The organism is Halomonas sp. G11, assembly GCF_001663515.1.
Taxonomy (GTDB): Bacteria; Pseudomonadota; Gammaproteobacteria; order Pseudomonadales; family Halomonadaceae; genus Vreelandella.
The window spans coordinates 1-15,237 of the sequence record NZ_LYXG01000008.1 but is presented as its reverse complement, the minus strand read 5'-3'; the positions used below and the strand labels follow the sequence as shown (position 1 = coordinate 15,237).

15 protein-coding genes, 1 pseudogene and 1 riboswitch are annotated in these 15,237 nt (G+C 53.6%); of the genes and pseudogenes, 11 read left to right on the top strand and 5 right to left on the bottom strand.

Annotated features, from left to right (window positions below):
- Nucleotides 1-57: 57 nt before the first annotated feature.
- Both ADS46_RS18445 and ADS46_RS04445 read left to right on the top strand, forming a co-directional pair.
- On the top strand, nucleotides 58-243 hold the full coding sequence (locus tag ADS46_RS18445; protein ID WP_082925981.1) for a CsbD family protein: 186 nt from the start codon (nucleotides 58-60) through the stop codon (nucleotides 241-243).
- 143 nt (nucleotides 244-386) lie between these two features.
- Entirely contained in the window at nucleotides 387-1,466 is a 1,080-nt protein-coding gene (locus ADS46_RS04445; RefSeq protein WP_066316815.1) for an NAD(P)-dependent alcohol dehydrogenase, read from the top strand.
- Nucleotides 1,467-1,571: 105 nt separating this feature from the next.
- Here the strand turns inward: ADS46_RS04445 and ADS46_RS04440 are convergent, their stop codons facing one another.
- Nucleotides 1,572-3,242, bottom strand: coding sequence for a hypothetical protein (locus ADS46_RS04440; protein ID WP_066316814.1), 1,671 nt, complete (start codon nucleotides 3,240-3,242; stop codon nucleotides 1,572-1,574).
- Between the two features lie 235 nt (nucleotides 3,243-3,477).
- Between ADS46_RS04440 and ADS46_RS04435 the strand changes: the two genes are divergently transcribed.
- Together ADS46_RS04435 and ADS46_RS04430 are read left to right on the top strand one after the other, a co-directional pair.
- Nucleotides 3,478-4,080, top strand: coding sequence for a TetR/AcrR family transcriptional regulator (locus ADS46_RS04435; RefSeq protein ID WP_066316812.1), 603 nt, complete (start codon nucleotides 3,478-3,480; stop codon nucleotides 4,078-4,080).
- 100 nt (nucleotides 4,081-4,180) lie between these two features.
- Entirely contained in the window at nucleotides 4,181-5,389 is a 1,209-nt protein-coding gene (locus tag ADS46_RS04430) for an MFS transporter (protein ID WP_066316810.1), read from the top strand.
- 73 nt (nucleotides 5,390-5,462) lie between these two features.
- On the opposite strand, the gene thiC is transcribed toward ADS46_RS04430, so the two are convergent.
- Together thiC and tenA are read right to left on the bottom strand one after the other, a co-directional pair.
- Nucleotides 5,463-7,352 carry a phosphomethylpyrimidine synthase ThiC gene (gene thiC, locus ADS46_RS04425; RefSeq protein WP_066316808.1) on the bottom strand — a complete coding sequence of 630 codons (1,890 nt, stop codon included), beginning with the start codon at nucleotides 7,350-7,352 and terminating at the stop codon, nucleotides 5,463-5,465.
- Nucleotides 7,353-7,383: 31 nt separating this feature from the next.
- Entirely contained in the window at nucleotides 7,384-8,052 is a 669-nt protein-coding gene (gene tenA / locus ADS46_RS04420; protein WP_066316805.1) for a thiaminase II, read from the bottom strand.
- Nucleotides 8,053-8,141: 89 nt separating this feature from the next.
- Nucleotides 8,142-8,301: riboswitch (TPP riboswitch) on the bottom strand.
- A 209-nt stretch (nucleotides 8,302-8,510) separates the two neighbouring features.
- Here tenA and ADS46_RS04415 point away from each other — a divergent pair.
- From ADS46_RS04415 to ADS46_RS04390, 6 genes and pseudogenes are all read left to right on the top strand, one after another.
- Nucleotides 8,511-8,879, top strand: coding sequence for a hypothetical protein (locus tag ADS46_RS04415; RefSeq protein WP_066316802.1), 369 nt, complete (start codon nucleotides 8,511-8,513; stop codon nucleotides 8,877-8,879).
- 105 nt (nucleotides 8,880-8,984) lie between these two features.
- On the top strand, nucleotides 8,985-9,674 hold the full coding sequence (locus ADS46_RS04410; protein ID WP_066316800.1) for a hypothetical protein: 690 nt from the start codon (nucleotides 8,985-8,987) through the stop codon (nucleotides 9,672-9,674).
- Between the two features lie 143 nt (nucleotides 9,675-9,817).
- Nucleotides 9,818-10,081 (top strand): hypothetical protein, encoded by a 264-nt coding sequence (locus ADS46_RS18705; protein ID WP_156524472.1) that lies wholly within the window; start codon nucleotides 9,818-9,820, stop codon nucleotides 10,079-10,081.
- 791 nt (nucleotides 10,082-10,872) lie between these two features.
- Complete coding sequence (locus ADS46_RS04395; protein WP_066316794.1) at nucleotides 10,873-11,733, top strand: pentapeptide repeat-containing protein; 861 nt, start codon at nucleotides 10,873-10,875, stop codon at nucleotides 11,731-11,733.
- Nucleotides 11,734-11,910: 177 nt separating this feature from the next.
- A complete protein-coding gene (locus ADS46_RS18700; protein ID WP_156524471.1) occupies nucleotides 11,911-12,078 on the top strand; it encodes a hypothetical protein in 168 nt (55 codons plus the stop codon).
- Between the two features lie 16 nt (nucleotides 12,079-12,094).
- Nucleotides 12,095-12,340: pseudogene (locus ADS46_RS04390) on the top strand (transposase); the annotation flags it as partial.
- Nucleotides 12,341-12,810: 470 nt separating this feature from the next.
- Here ADS46_RS04390 and ADS46_RS04385 read toward each other — a convergent pair.
- Together ADS46_RS04385 and ADS46_RS04380 are read right to left on the bottom strand one after the other, a co-directional pair.
- A complete protein-coding gene (locus tag ADS46_RS04385) occupies nucleotides 12,811-13,770 on the bottom strand; it encodes a quinone oxidoreductase family protein (RefSeq protein WP_066316792.1) in 960 nt (319 codons plus the stop codon).
- 38 nt (nucleotides 13,771-13,808) lie between these two features.
- Nucleotides 13,809-14,543, bottom strand: coding sequence for an SDR family NAD(P)-dependent oxidoreductase (locus ADS46_RS04380; RefSeq protein ID WP_066316789.1), 735 nt, complete (start codon nucleotides 14,541-14,543; stop codon nucleotides 13,809-13,811).
- Between the two features lie 94 nt (nucleotides 14,544-14,637).
- On the opposite strand from ADS46_RS04380, the gene ADS46_RS04375 reads away from it, so the two are divergent.
- Nucleotides 14,638-15,003 (top strand): winged helix-turn-helix transcriptional regulator, encoded by a 366-nt coding sequence (locus tag ADS46_RS04375; protein WP_066316786.1) that lies wholly within the window; start codon nucleotides 14,638-14,640, stop codon nucleotides 15,001-15,003.
- The last annotated feature ends 234 nt before the right edge of the window (nucleotides 15,004-15,237 follow it).

The window sequence follows — 15,237 nt, the reverse complement described above, 5'->3', positions numbered from 1 at the left end:
CTATCTCCAGCGCTGTCTCCAGCACTATTCTCCACTAACGGACTAGAGGTGTTCATCATGGCAAGTGGCAAAAAAGACAAGGCGAAAGGGGCTGCCAGTCAGACCGTCGGTAAATTGAAAGAAGCGGCGGGCAAGGTGACCGGAAGCGGCAAAACCGAAGCCAAAGGCAAAGCCCAACAGGCAAAGGGCGGCATGCAGAAAGGCGTAGGTCATTTGAGGGAGAATCAGAAAAAACAACGCTAGCCACATGATACTGACGACCAACAGGGGGCTTCGGCCCCCTGTTGGCGTTTAAGCGCGGTAAGTTTGATCCAGCGCAATATGGCGCGGCGTCTTGTGTGCCGTAATGGTCAGGTGATTCGACTTTCCGACTGAGGAGACGTCCCATGCCGACCATGATGAAAGCGGCCATTTTTGTTGAGCCTGGCCGTATTGAAATTGACGACAAACCGATCCCCGAGATTGGCCCCAACGATGCCTTGATGCGCGTGACCACCACGACCATCTGCGGCACCGATGTGCATATCCTGAAAGGCGAGTACCCGGTGGAGCGTGGCTTGACCATTGGCCACGAACCCGTGGGTGTTATCGAAAAACTCGGCGCCAACGTTAAAGGTTACCAGGAGGGCCAGCGAGTGATCGCCGGGGCGATCTGTCCGAGCTTTACCTCCTATGGCTGCCAGGACGGCTGTTCATCCCAGGATGGCGGCCACCACAGCCATGGCTACAAACCCATGGGCGGCTGGCGCTTCGGTAATACCATCGACGGCGCCCAGGCGGAATACCTGTTGGTGCCGGATGCCCAGGCCAACCTCTCGCCGGTGCCCGATGGCCTGACCGACGAACAGGTGCTGATGTGCCCCGACATCATGTCCACCGGCTTTGCCGGTGCCGAAGCGGGCGGGATCAAGATCGGCGACAGCGTAGTGGTATTTGCCCAGGGGCCGATTGGCCTGTGCGCCACGGCGGGCGCAAGGCTGCGCGGGGCGGGCATGATCATTGCCGTTGACGGCGTGGACGAGCGCCTGACCATGGCCAAGCAGATGGGCGCCGACGTCACCCTGGATTTCCGCAAGGTCGACGTGGTGGATGAGATCCTCAAACTCACCGGCGGGCGCGGCGTGGACGTGGCTATCGAAGCCCTCGGCTTGCAGCAGACCTTCGAGTCAGCCCTGCGCGTCCTCAAACCCGGCGGAACACTCTCCAGTCTCGGCGTCTACTCCGAAGACCTGACGATTCCGCTGGGGGCGTTCTGCGCGGGCCTGGGCGACCACAAGATCATTACCTCGCTGTGCCCCGGCGGCAAGGAGCGCATGCGCAGGCTGATGAGCATCATTGCCGCCGGTCGGTTGGACCTTGGCCCTATGGTCACCCACCGCTTCGCGCTGGAGAGCATCGTCGATGCCTACGATCTTTTCTCCCACCAGCGCGACGGCGTCTTGAAAGTGGCGCTCGAGGTCTCCTGATTTTCAGTCGCCAAGTTCAACAATGAGCCAAAAATGAAAAACCCGCTAACGGTCGCTATACAGCCGTCAGCGGGTTTTATTGCAGGCGGCAATAGCCGCCAGGTATCAGTCCAGTTCCAGCGAGAAGTTCATCTCAACGCCTGCATCGTCCACTCTGACCCCGTACGCCATGTTCTTGTAGATATCCCCATACTGCCGGAACATGTCAATATCGGACGTTTCCAGCTCAGCGGAAGGCACCTGCTCCATGACATCGGCCAGGGAATGATAAAACTCACCGGTCAGATGACCATGAAGCAGTAGGTCACGCTCTGACGCAGGGGCTTGCAGGGCTTCCTGTAGTGACGCTGGGTCGCTGATGTCTGCGCCCAGGGCAATGGCCGTGTCAGACATGGCGGCATACAGCGGTGGTGTTTCGGGCGGCAGCATCATGCTTTCGATTTGCTTGGCGTCTCCGCCTGGCTCAAGCCCAAGCGCGCCCAGTTCAGGCAAGAAGGTGGCTGCGGTCGTCACCAGCCCCATCGGGTTTGGGGAGGCAAGGGTCAGGATACCGCTGCCGCTGGGTTCGCCATCGGTCATTGTCAGACTGTCGATGCGCGCTCTCAAGCCGGATAGCGCTGACCCGATCATCATGGTGGCCGGGTTGTTCATCGCCACGTTGATCTCGCTCCAGGCGCTATTCAAATCCTGCAATTCATCACAGCTGAAGGGGTTCTGACGCACTTCCTGGGCATATTTCTGGGCTGTCTGAAGCAGTAAGGGTAAGTTCAGGCCCATGCCGAAACTGGCCATACCCTCTGTGCTGCCAAGACCTGGCACCTGAGTGGTCAGGGCGCGCAGGTCACTGACAATCGCTTCATCGGTTTCCAGGATGACATTCATCTCCATGCGATCCTGGTTGTACTCGCGCATGCCCATCACAAGGCCGGGGAAGCGGCTGGTGATGCGGTCAATATCGGCCTGACAGGCCGATAGATCCAACTGCTCTGCCTCAACGGCGTCCATCAATGCTTGAGTCCCCGCATGCGTGGGGGAGCTCAGTTCATTGAGCAGGCGTGAAAAGTCGATTTCCCCGGCGCCGTAAGGGGTAAAGTCATGGCGCTGCTCAAGTTCTGCCAGCGCGCCAGAATCTTCGAGGCTGCTGTCAGGCAAATCGCTACCCAATACCTGCGCCATTAATTCGTCACTGGCATCCTGCGGCACTACCGACATCAGCAACTGCTGATCTTCAATGACAAGGATCGCCTGGACGGGCGCCTCGGGCGTCAGGACCCAGTACTCGGTGCCGTTGGTGGTGACCGTGTTGGGGGTAATCTCCGCCTTGGTCAGGAGACGCTTGAGCGTCTCGCGAAACGCCTCTTCATCCTGCAGTTGCATGCGCAATACAGGCAAAACACCCAGTCCATACAAGGCGGCGCGAGGGCTCACCTTCAAGCCCAGCGCATGGAAATCATCCAGGGATTCAACACCATCGAGCTCTTCACCCATGGCGATCAGCAGCTTCATCATTGACCGTGACGCTTCATCGTCAATATCGGGCAGCGTAGCGCGCAGTTCATCCAGATCAGACTCAAGGCTCGCCATGGGCTGCATGCGCTGGTAGAGGTCGAAGGCCTCCTGCTCAGGCATTGCCTCACTGGAGGCCATGAAGTAGGGCGCATCAGCCGGAATATAATCCAGCATCGTCGCTGCGTCGGTTGAGGTCTTGTCATCACTGCAGCCGCTGAGCAGGCCAGCGCTGATCAGGGTAACCGCCAGGGAAAGTTGGGTTTTCATCGGGTATCCGTTCCTCGTGGGATGTTAGTTTTAAAGTGAGCGTCGCGCATTGAAAGTCATGCAAATGAGAATCATACATTATCGATGTATAATTAGTCTCTGCTTAAGAGAGCTTTTTTAGAGTCAATTCGGCAAATGGTTATTAGCACTAATCCTAATCCCTTTTAGACCTTGACGGGGTAAAGGTTCGTTGCTAAATTTATAGACAGACTTGTCTGTATGGTTGTGCTCTATCATGACGCTCGATCCATCTTCGCTCTCCAAGCCTCGCGAACGAATTATTGAAACGGCCAGCCGTTTGTTTTTTCGCCAGGGGTATTGCTCGACGGGTATTAACCAAATTATTAGCGAGTCGGGCGTCGCCAAGGCGAGCTTTTATAGCCATTTTCCTAGCAAGGAGTTACTTGCGCTTGCTTGGCTGGGACAACGTGAAGAGCGATGGTTAATGCAATTCAAGGAACGCATTGCTCAGCATGAATCGGCTGATAAGCGTATCACCGGCATGTATTCCATGTGGTACGACCAGATCCGCGAAGAGGGCTATCGTGGCTGTGGTTTTATCAATATGGCAGGGGAGTTCAGTGATGAGGAAAGCCCGATTAGAGCGCTTGTGCGTGACCACAAGGAGCGTGTAAGGCAAATCGTTGCCACTGATGTGCTGAGTGACTATCGACCGGTGATGAAACCAGATGACTTTGGTGAGTTGGTTAACGCCATCTACCTACTTTTCGATGGCGCTATCATTCAGACGCAGAATGTTATGCACGTTTGGCCCATCGATTCTGCGTTGAATACCTCGCTTAAAATGCTTCCCCAATCCCGCGGGGAGGCAATCTAATGATGTGGTTAATCATGCTCTTGTTAAGCGGCGCGCAAGTGGCTGACTTTCAATCCTGAATTCAAGCAATTAGCGCGACAAAATGGATAGGCCTGAAACCATGTACTTCCCCGTCGCTTTTAAACGCAACTCGGCCTTTAATGTCGTTGGCGCAGGTCTTTTGATAGTGGCGTCTACTTACGGACTGTCGCGCTATACCTATGGCCTGTTTGTGCCTGCTATTAGACACGATTTTAATTTGGATCAAGCAACAGTCGGTGCCATTGGCAGTGCGTCCTACCTGGGGTATCTAGTGGCAACGCTTGCCAGCCCACTACTGGTGCGTCGTTTCAGTCCTCGTCTGCCGATTATAGTGGGCGGAATGACAGCAACACTGGGGATGTTGTTGGTCGGACTGGCGGGTAACCCGTTGTGGCTAGCACTTGGTGTGACGCTTGCTGGCTGTAGTCCAGGCCTCGCTTATCCACCGCTATCCGATGCCATTAAGCAGTTGTGTCACGCTAATAAGCAGAGTCGTTACTATGCCATCATTAATTCGGGTACCAGTTTTGGGGTGATGGTGTCTGGCCCCTTGGCGCTCATCGCGGGCCCCCGTTGGCAACTGGCTTGGCTATGTTTTGCCTTTATTGCACTGATGGCCACGTTATGGAATGTGTTGATCATGCCGGGCTATAGGCGTGAAACGGCTAATGATGATGCAGACTCAGTTATATTGAGCGGTTATCAGGAGCCGATATTGGCGCTTCTGAGGCGCAAGTTGAAAAATGCTTCGGTTCGCCGTTTACTGTTGGGCGCACTGTTGTTCGGGCTGGTAACGTCTGTTTACTGGACTTTTTCTGTTGAATTGATTGCAGGAGAAAATCGGCTTTCTGCGACAGATCGGGTGATATTCTGGATGGTAGTGGGTATTGCCGGTGTAGCAGGTGGGCTGGCAGGAGAACTGGTAACCCGCTTTGGGCTGGTTAAGGTATTGAAGTGGGCAACGTTAGCCATTGCAGCCTCAATGGCTATTCTTACCGTTGCGAGTGACGGGCTGCTGATGATCACCCTATCCGCAGTAGTTTTTGGTGCTACCTTTATATTGATAACTGCCCTGTATGGGATCTGGAGTGTCAGTTGTTTTCCTGAAGCACCTTCTACAGGGTTTGGTTTAACGTTCTTTCTGATTTCCGCTGGTCAGCTGATATCGCCCACCCTGGCTGGTGTAGGTGCAGAGCTTTGGCAAATGACAGGCGTATTCCAGGTGACTGCCGTATGCTGTCTCGGGATCATACTGCTACTGCCCACTCAGGACGTATGGCGTATGTGAGTGAAAGCTTGCTTTAAATGACGCTTCTTAAGTGCCCGCCTTATTGGCGGGCACTGATCGTTAAAGCGGCATGTCACACTTCTTGATACAGCTCGCTGCCTTTATCGCGAAACTTCTCCGCCTGTTCCTCCATGCCTTTCATGATGGCCTCCTGATCGCCTTCTAAACCGTGTTCGGCAGCGTACTCGCGTACTTCGTGGCTGATCTTCATGGAGCAGAACTTCGGCCCGCACATGGAGCAGAAGTGGGCCACCTTGGCGGAGTCCTTGGGCAGAGTTTCGTCGTGGTATTCGCGAGCGGTATCCGGGTCTAGCCCCAGGTTGAACTGGTCTTCCCAACGGAACTCGAAGCGCGCCTTGGAAAGGGCATTGTCGCGCCGCTGTGCCGCCGGGTGGCCCTTGGCCAAGTCCGCCGCGTGGGCGGCAATCTTGTAGGTGATGATGCCGGTTTTGACGTCGTCTTTATTGGGCAGGCCCAGATGCTCCTTGGGCGTGACGTAGCAGAGCATGGCGCAGCCAAACCAGCCGATCATCGCCGCCCCAATGCCCGAGGTAATGTGGTCGTAGCCGGGGGCGATATCGGTCACCAGCGGGCCGAGGGTGTAGAAGGGTGCCTCGTCGCAGTACTCCAGCTGCTTGTCCATGTTCTCTTTCACCAGATGCATGGGCACGTGGCCGGGGCCTTCGATCATCACCTGCACATCGTGCTTCCAGGCGATATGGGTCAGCTCGCCCAGGGTCTTGAGTTCCGCCATTTGTGCTTCGTCGTTGGCATCCGCCACCGAGCCAGGGCGCAGGCCATCGCCGAGGGAGAACGCCACGTCGTACTGCTTGCAGATCTCGCAGATGTCTTCGAAGTGGGTGTACAGGAAGCTCTCCTGGTGATGGTACAAGCACCACTTGGCCATGATCGAGCCGCCGCGGCTGACAATGCCGGTGACGCGCTTGGCGGTGAGCGGCACATAGCGCAGCAGTACGCCCGCGTGAATGGTGAAGTAGTCCACGCCCTGTTCGGCCTGCTCGATCAGCGTATCGCGGAAGACTTCCCAGGTGAGGTCTTCCGCCACGCCGTTGACCTTTTCCAGCGCCTGATAGATCGGCACCGTACCAATGGGCACCGGCGAGTTGCGCAGGATCCACTCGCGGGTTTCGTGGATGTTCTGCCCCGTGGAGAGGTCCATGATGGTGTCCGCGCCCCAGCGGATCCCCCAGGTCATCTTATCCACCTCTTCTTCAATAGAAGACGTCACCGCCGAGTTGCCCAGGTTGCCGTTGATCTTTACCAGGAAGTTGCGGCCAATGATCATCGGCTCGCTTTCCGGGTGGTTGATGTTGTTGGGAATGATCGCCCGCCCACGGGCGACTTCATCGCGCACAAACTCCGGGGTGATCTCTTCGGGCAGGCTGGCGCCAAAGCTCTGGCCTTTGTGCTGATGGCCCAGAATGCGCTCCACTTCCTCATTACCCAACGCCTGACGGCGCTGGTTTTCCCGCAGGGCGATAAACTCCATTTCCGGTGTGATGATGCCCTGGCGGGCGTAGTACAGCTGGGTTACGTTCTTGCCCGCTTTTGCACGGCGTGGTGTACGGGTTAGATCAAAGCGCAGCTGGGCAAGTGTCGGGTCGTTGGCGCGGCGATGGCCGTACTCGCTGGTGGGGCCGGTCAAGAACTCGGTATCGTCCCGCGCTTCAATCCAGGCACGACGCAGTGCCGGGAGCCCGCGACGCAAGTCGATCTGGGCGTCGGGGTCGGTGTAGGGGCCGGAGGTGTCGTAGACCAGCAGTGGCGGGTTCTGCTCGTCGTCGGCAGACGTCTTGGTGGGCGAGAGTGTGATCTCGCGAAACGGCACGCGAATATCCGGCCGCGAGCCTTCCACGTACACCTTGCGCGAGCCCGGCAGCGGGGCAATGGCGGCGGCATCTACTTGGGCGGTTTCGGCTAAAAAGTGGCTAGTCTTGCTCATAACGGTCGCTTCCTTATGTTGTTTTGCTGAATTAGTTGGTGAGGTCGAGGCCCATCTGCCAGAAGTCGATTTCCAAGCGGGTGGCATCGCGGAAGATCTTGCTCAGTTCGGCAAAACGGGCGGGGGTAACGTCGGCAAGGCGGGCATTGAGCCATTCGAGCTCCGCCCGCATGGCGGACTGAAACTCTTCGCTCTCGTACATGCCAATCCAGGCGTCAAAGGGGTTTTGCGCGCCGCGCACCGTGGTGGGCTGGTCGTTAAGCCAGTTGGCAATTTCCCCGTAGCCGACCAGGCAGGGGGCCAGCGCCACGTGCAAATCGAGCAGGTCGCCCCGGCTGCCGGTATCCAGCACATAGCGGGTGTAGGCAAGCGTGGCTCTGGCTTCGGGAAGCTCCGCCAGCTCCTGCTCGGAAATTCCCCACTCCTGGCAAAAGCCCACATGCAGACCCAGCTCCACATCCACGATGGCTTTCATGCCTTCATGGGCCTGACGAAGATCCGCAAGGGTGGGGCTTTTGTAGGCAGCCAGCGCATAGGCGCGAGCGAAGTGGATCAGAAACAGGTAGTCCTGCTTTAAATAATGGCGAAACGACGCCTCGGGCAGCGTCGCCGTGCCCAACTGACGCACGAAATCGTGCTCGATATAGGCGCGCCATTCATCGTGACAAGCGTTGGTGAGATCGGTAAAGCAGTAGCCCATAATGCCTCCGGTGGTAATGATCCGGAGGGCAGGCGAGAGATCGAGGAAATGGCTCGGAGAGGTGGCGTGCGATCGTGGGAGAAAGCTAGCCATGGCCATCGCTTGATCCCTACGCCGGTACCCGTGCTGCTCGTTATATGAGCAGTGCATTAGCCGGATCAGGTTCAGCGGGACCAGCGCTTGGCATCCTTAAAAGGACAGACCCTGCGCCATCTCAGCCGGATATCACCGGCACCCCGTCAAGCTGTTCGTTGGTGGAGTGTAGGAGGCGGGTGGGGGAGATGCAAGGGGCGATGATTAGAGGAGGAAAGTCGCATAAGCTGCCAAATTGGCTTTGCCACCAGAAGAGTCGATAGGGTAGAGTTAATTATGGCTGCTGTATAACCTCAATGCACTCTCACATTCCTTGAGGTTATACATCGAGGAGTATAATCAAAGTTAGGCTTCAACGAGAGATTATGACTCTAGAGACGCTCGAAAGTATATCTGTTATAGCGGCTTCATGGATTGGGATAATCTGTGGGATTATCTCTTTGTTGAAAGGAAAAGAAAAGTCGTCAAATGATAAGCCGGAAAAGAGAAACAGCAGTCCAACCCGCTATGGCTACCGAATTTTATTGAAATGGGTGAGGTTTTACCTATTAGCTATTGTATTTTTTGCACTGCTCATAGCTAGTATCGTCATAAAAACAAAAGTGGTTTCAATTACGGATGTTTTGACTATTTCATCATGCGTAGGTGCAATAATACTTATGCTTGTTGCGACTGCATATAAATATACAATATGGAAGACGATGCGGGAATTAGATAGCGATATCGAGTACTGAAATCCTATCCATGACAAATGCAGTGTGGCTTAGCCTCCATTTCTTAGCCGCGAATGATGGAGGTGTTATGATTTTCAAAAATGTGGTGCTATCTATGAGCCCAAGATGAATGACAGCAATAAAATGATCCCGAATAGCCAAATCTCTGTACAAAGGCGAATGGCCGAGGCTGTGTCCGCGAAAATGAATTATGATTTTCTGTGTTTTCGCGGATCAATAATGGGAGAAGCATATCTCGGGCACAGCATTTCGGAGATTCTTGCCTCGTTCTTCGATCAGACTGCCTGCAGGGCCAGAAACAATTTTGCTCATCCGGTGCTTTCATCGACGAAAAAGGGTCGAAAACCGGAGATTGACTATGTAGTTGAGTATCTAGCTAACAAGCAGGTTATGCTTGCAGTGGAAGCGAAGTGGGCGGGTAGCTCTCACTGTACTGCGGAAAACATTCTCTGGGATCTCGTTCGCCTGAAAGCACTAAAGGACTCAGTCGACCACGAATGTGGAACCTACTTTCTTCTTGCAGGTAAGCGTGAGGATATTGATAAGCCATTTAATGCAAAGCTGTTCCGGCAGGGTACGCAGTCTCCGTTGATTGCCGGTAGCCAGCGAAAAAAGAGCTTTAGCCTTTCGGATAATCGCGACCATCAACGCCTAATCGATAAGCAAAAGAAAATATGGCTGGAAGCTTATTCAGAGTTATCCATTCCGGAGCACTTTAAAACCAAGTTAGTGGACGATTCGCGATCGGCAGCTAATAACATGCGATTTGTTTCGCGGATTTGGGAGATTCTATGAATATATGCAAACTGGTAAACCTGACGCCAGAAGAATTCTTCGAGAGTTTGGTGGAACGTTCGGGGCGATGCTGGTTACTGGGAGCTTTAGGGCTGCATTTAACGAAAGTCTATCGTAAGTGGCTGATTTAAAGGGTGGAATGTATGTTTGCAAGTATTCAATCTGTACAATTTTACAGTTTTTTCTGTCGAGTAAAGAAGGAGCCAGTTATCATCCAAGGAAATATTAGTGTCTATGAGTTGGTAGATTCAGCGCTTCCAAATGATATTATCTCAAAAGTAAATGGTAAGCGTTCTCGAATATTTAGGCATGTCGAATTGGATAAAGATAGCATTGGATATCTTTATGACTTTAATAATAAAAAACTTGATTCTAGGATAGGTTTGTGTGAATACACTCCTGATTAAATGCTTTAACAATCGCAGTCACAGCTAGGGCTTTTTCGTTACGACTTTGCCTTCACTAAAAGTTCGCTCGTGCTGGCGGCGTTATATGAGACTTTATGTCCATATTTTATAACCCTCCCTATGAAGGCCCTATCGAAGACCTTTTCGTGCGTCATTATGATAGGTAAGATAGGCCTTCGGTTGAGCTTTTTCCTAAAAAGAAGGTTGACACCTATCTATGGACGATTCATTTTGGATTTTCTGGTTCAAGATGAAACGGGATTCCGAGTTGGTATTGAATGTGACGGAAAAGAGTTTCATGAGGAGTGGCGGGATGCGATGATATAGGGCGATGGCCTCGTGGATGCTATTTATAGATTGCGTGGTAGCGATATAAATTTCTACATCGAAGATGTTATGTTCTTATTAGCGAAACTAGAGCCAACCATTTTTGGAGACCGTGCAAGCGCCAATCTGGAGGTTCTCGCTAGCACTGAAATCAAAAGGCTAAATAAGGATCATAGCCGTGATCACTATTCCTTTAAGTACCAAAATGGTGACGAATAAAGGCTTCCTGCGGCTCGAAGCTCGGCTTCGGACTTTACTGGCCAGCGAACGATGATTTTGGCAATCGGCCTACAGATATGCCCAAGCGGTTGGAGGCGGAAAGCTGGATAATGTTATTTATAACTATCGAAATCGCTGGCAGTCTGATTGCGGCTAACAGCATACGGCACGCGGATGGCCTTTTCTTCGCTTCGCTCTAAAAAATCTTCCGGTGCGCTTAACGTTAACTACTTATGAGGTAATAAGTGAGACGAGTAATTAAAAGTCCAGTAAAGACGCTGGCAATAATTTCGGCCGTGTTATCGACATCCGTTTTCTTTATTACTGCATTTTGGGAAAAAGTTAGCGGGTTAGTGTTTCCGAATACGAAGCTGGGTCTTTATGGTAGGGAGTTCTGGGAAAGCTTTCTTGTAGGGATGCATGGCATTATATTTGAGTTGTCAATAATAGCCCTTCTTGTTATCTGGCTTGATGCTAAAAGGAATAAAAATAATGATATAGAACGCCTTAAAGAGGATTTAGACGATTATTCGTCACTAGATTTTCCTGAGATAAACGTTAAGAAGCTTGGCCATATTAAGAGGCTTAATGGTTATGGTGTTATAGATATAGATATCCAAAATCTAGTATTAAATAATTTGAATGTTAAAGGTGTTGAGGTTGAGGGTGCGCGACTTATTGGTCTCAAAATTATGAATGGCTTCCTCGTAGGGTCTAGCTTTAAAAAAATGAAAATGCGATCTTCTAATTTTGAGGGGAGTACGCTAAAAAATACAAAATTTAAAAATTGTGATTTGTTGAAAAGTAAATATATAAATGCGAAATGCAGGGGAGTTGATTTTACGGGATCGTGCTTGGAAAGGGCTGATTTTACGAATGCAGATTTGCAAAGTTCAATCTTTAATCAATGTAACGTACGCGAAGTAAAATTTGAAGGTGCAAATCTAAAGCATGCTGTTTTCCAAGATTCTGCTTATCTAACAGCAGAGATACTGGCCAAAGCCAAAAATTTGGATTATGTAAAAATCTCAGAAGCAATAAAGCACGATTTACTTAAGCTACGCCCCGATATGAAATATCAAAGCAATGCTAAGGGCCGGCCATGAAGGAATCGAACCTTCTCACAGCTCGTAAGCTGCTGACCCGCATCCGGCCTATTGATTAGCGATTTTTATATCAAATAGTGTTTGGCTAGTCAATAGTAAATTAGATAACAAGCACATGTTGCCTGAGTGGTCTCCCGCTGCGCTCCAAAACCTGCCGCAAATGAGGGCGTTAGCCATATGAATGAAAAAGAGCGCTGGAACCACATAGTTCCGCTTGATCAAGAGCTTTTAATGGGCGGTGTCATTTTATCTGAGTGGTGCTCTTTCCTCGCGCCGTTTATTGCGGGCGTTGAGGCTGTAGAAAAACCCCTTTCATGGCTGGGTTTGGTAGGATCGGGAAAATAGACGAGGAGTGGTCAGCATGCCGCGCTTCAAGCCTTATAACTACGATCATAACGCCATGGTGGTGATCAACTACCAAGATCAACTCCAGCCAGGCACCTTTGAACACGCCGTACACTACCTGATTGAGCACAAGCTCGACTTATCCGTTTTCCATCCCAAGTATCGCAACGACGCGACCGGTCGACTGGCCTATGATCCGGCCATCCTGCTCAAGATCATCCTGTTTGCTTACTCAAAAGGCATCACCTCCAGCCGCGAGATGTAATGGTGTTACGAGGCCAACATCATTTTCAAACCGCTTTCCTACGAAACCAGCCACAAATGCGGACATTATGCGCTACTGATGAGGCAAAATGGATAGCGCCATATATGGTCTGCATCGCTAATCGATCAGGCGGCAGTGTTTACTCTCGTCAATCAACTCCATCCGGCGGTTGGGGCCGATGAGTCTTGCTTCTCCCTTGAGTCGGAAAAAAGTGTCTACAGGACACCCGGATGAATTTCCGCGAATGGGTGTCCCGCGAAAGTTGCTGAAGGGCGGAGATACCGTCTTCTCGACGCGCGATCCTGTCCATGACGCAGTTTCCGCCGCCCTTGCCGAATCGTCATCGATGGTAGCAAACAGCCAGGCATGGTCAGCGCAAGATCAAGGTTGCAGTTCCCATCTACGGCAACGGTCCCCGATGCAGCGACCCGGGCACATGCCTTCTCAGTGGCCCCAGGTCTTGCAGGTCAAGGGATAAGGACGACCCGGCCCAGAATGGAATTTTCCTCGGCATAGGCATGGGCCGCCGCGACATCGCAAAGCGAAAACCGTCGATTGATGGGAACCTCCAGCTCACCGGTGACGGCCAGGCGCAACATGTCGTCGACCGTCCTGTGGACTTCGGGTTTTTCGAGCTGGCTGCCCATGAACACACCCAGAAGCGTCTGGTTGGCCTGCAAGGCGGGCCAGAGGTCCAGGTCCAGCGACGCGCGCCCTGCATTGCCGACGAAGACCAGACGGCCCTCGGGCCGGAGTGCGGCAAGCGATCCCGCGAGCGTGGACCCGACGGGGTCGACGACCAGATCCACGCCGTTGTCATCGGTCAGCCGCATGACGGCCGCGGTGACATCCTCTGAGCGGTGGTCGATCGCGGCGTCCAGCCCATAAGACCGCAGTCGCGCAGCGCGATCCGCGCCCGAGACGGTTGCCAATACCCTCGAACCGGCGCGATGTGCCAGTTGGATCGCCGCGACCCCGACGCTGCCCGCTCCGCCCTGCACGAGCAGGGTCTCGCCGTCGACCAGGTTGCCGCGCGCGAACAGGCTGTGATGGGCGGTTCCAAACGAGATGGGCAAGGCGGCCGCAGCCGCCATCTTCAACCCCTCCGGTACGATCCATGTTCGCGTGGCCTTCACAGCGCGCAATTCGGCATGGGACCCGCCCATGTCGAATGACGTCACCTTTTGCCCGATGAAGCGGCCGCGAACCTTCACGCCAACCTCGACGATCTCGCCCGAGGCCGCATAGCCAGGAACGTGGCCTGCCACCTGAGGGGTCGCCGTCGCCCGATTGATGAGATCGCCCCCCTCGATCGAGATTGCCTCCACCCGGAGGAGCACGCCATCCTCGGGACAAACCGGAGCCTCGACGTCTGTGTAGCTCAGGACCTCCGGTCCGCCTGGAACATCATAATAGGCAGCCTTCATATTCTTTCCTTCCATAGAGGGAATAGTAGGACAGCCATCTAAACCTGCGCGTAGCCCCCGTCAACGAACACCTCGCTCCCTGTCATAAAGCTGCTGTCGTCGGATGCCAGGAATGCTACTGCGCCCGCGGTTTCTTTAGGGTCGCCCAGACGCTCAAGCGGTACGGTCCGGTTCATCTCGCTCAGAGCTTCGGATGGGAGCAGTTCCATCAGTTTGTCTGTTTGGGTTGGGCCAGGAGACATGACGTTCACGCGAATGCCGGTGCCCCTGAGATCATGGGCCCAGCTGCGCGCCAGGTTTCGGACGGCCGCCTTGGAGGCGCTGTAGATACTCATCGCGGGGGTGCCCATGCTGCCAACCGTGGACCCGGTGAGGATGATGGAGCCGCCGTGCTTCATCAGGGGCAGGGCCTTCTGGACGGTGAAGAGGGTGCCTTTGACGTTGATGTCGAAGATGTAGTGGTAGTGCGCCTCGGTGATCTGTCCCAGGCTGGCGAATTCGCCGACGCCCGCGTTGGCCACCAGGACGTCCAGATGGCCTTTTTCTTTCTGGATTGTTTCGAAGACGCGGTCGAGATCCTCCGACTTCGTCACATCCGCCTGGATGCTCCGGGCGTTGGATCCCAGTGCCTCAGCCGCGTTGTCGAGGACATCCTGGCGCCGCCCGGTAATGAAGACGAAGGCGCCTTCGTCGATGAGGCGTTGGGCCGAGGCCAGGCCGATGCCGCTGGCTCCGCCTGTGATTAGTGCGATTTTACCGTTTAGCCGACTCATGGTTGGGTCTCCGTGTGTGTTGACTTGATTCGCCTTCACGATATATAAACCGCTTACAAATGTTCAAGTATGCACCTTTTGGTAAGTACCCGTTATGGCGAAAGAAAACTCAGAAATCCCACGTTTCATTTGCGGCCTGCATGCGACGCTGCAAGTGATCTCCGGGAAATGGAAGCCGTTGATTCTGTTCTTTTTAAACAAGGGCCCGACGCGTTACGGCGAGCTCAGGCGAAGCGTCCGGGGCGTGAGCGACAAAATGTTGATCCAGCAGCTAAAAGAGCTCGAGTCAGACGGCATCGTCCAGCGAACGGACTATGGGGAGATCCCGCTGCGCGTCGAATACTCGCTGACGCCTTTCGGGACGAGTCTGGTACGGGCCATGGAGCCGCTTTGTGGCTGGGGCGAAGAGCACGAAGAGGACATTGCCGCGGCGATGGACCGCCGGAAAGCGAGCCGGTAGAAAGCGAAGTGGGAGGGCGGTTGATGGTCAGGCACTCCATCATGCCATCCGGCGAGTCCCCCAGGTAAATCCGCACGTTCAGTGTTCTGGTTCGTGGCGCCGTGGGTTCTGTTGGTGCAAAGTATCAGGGAGTCGGCATTCGGTATCGGATGCCAGAACAAAACAACAGGTGAACGGGTAATCCCCCCATTTTTAACGGGGTTCAAAAGTAGACCTCAGGCCATCATGGCCAAC

Coding starts and splice junctions, on each gene's coding strand:
- ADS46_RS18445 (WP_082925981.1), top strand. CDS start 58: ATGGCAAGTGGCAAAAAAGACAAGGCGAAAGGGGCTGCCAGTCAGACC.
- ADS46_RS04445 (WP_066316815.1), top strand. CDS start 387: ATGCCGACCATGATGAAAGCGGCCATTTTTGTTGAGCCTGGCCGTATT.
- ADS46_RS04440 (WP_066316814.1), bottom strand. CDS start 3,242: ATGAAAACCCAACTTTCCCTGGCGGTTACCCTGATCAGCGCTGGCCTG.
- ADS46_RS04435 (WP_066316812.1), top strand. CDS start 3,478: ATGACGCTCGATCCATCTTCGCTCTCCAAGCCTCGCGAACGAATTATT.
- ADS46_RS04430 (WP_066316810.1), top strand. CDS start 4,181: ATGTACTTCCCCGTCGCTTTTAAACGCAACTCGGCCTTTAATGTCGTT.
- thiC (WP_066316808.1), bottom strand. CDS start 7,352: ATGAGCAAGACTAGCCACTTTTTAGCCGAAACCGCCCAAGTAGATGCC.
- tenA (WP_066316805.1), bottom strand. CDS start 8,052: ATGGGCTACTGCTTTACCGATCTCACCAACGCTTGTCACGATGAATGG.
- ADS46_RS04415 (WP_066316802.1), top strand. CDS start 8,511: ATGACTCTAGAGACGCTCGAAAGTATATCTGTTATAGCGGCTTCATGG.
- ADS46_RS04410 (WP_066316800.1), top strand. CDS start 8,985: ATGAATGACAGCAATAAAATGATCCCGAATAGCCAAATCTCTGTACAA.
- ADS46_RS18705 (WP_156524472.1), top strand. CDS start 9,818: ATGTTTGCAAGTATTCAATCTGTACAATTTTACAGTTTTTTCTGTCGA.
- ADS46_RS18700 (WP_156524471.1), top strand. CDS start 11,911: ATGAATGAAAAAGAGCGCTGGAACCACATAGTTCCGCTTGATCAAGAG.
- ADS46_RS04385 (WP_066316792.1), bottom strand. CDS start 13,770: ATGAAGGCTGCCTATTATGATGTTCCAGGCGGACCGGAGGTCCTGAGC.
- ADS46_RS04380 (WP_066316789.1), bottom strand. CDS start 14,543: ATGAGTCGGCTAAACGGTAAAATCGCACTAATCACAGGCGGAGCCAGC.
- ADS46_RS04375 (WP_066316786.1), top strand. CDS start 14,638: ATGGCGAAAGAAAACTCAGAAATCCCACGTTTCATTTGCGGCCTGCAT.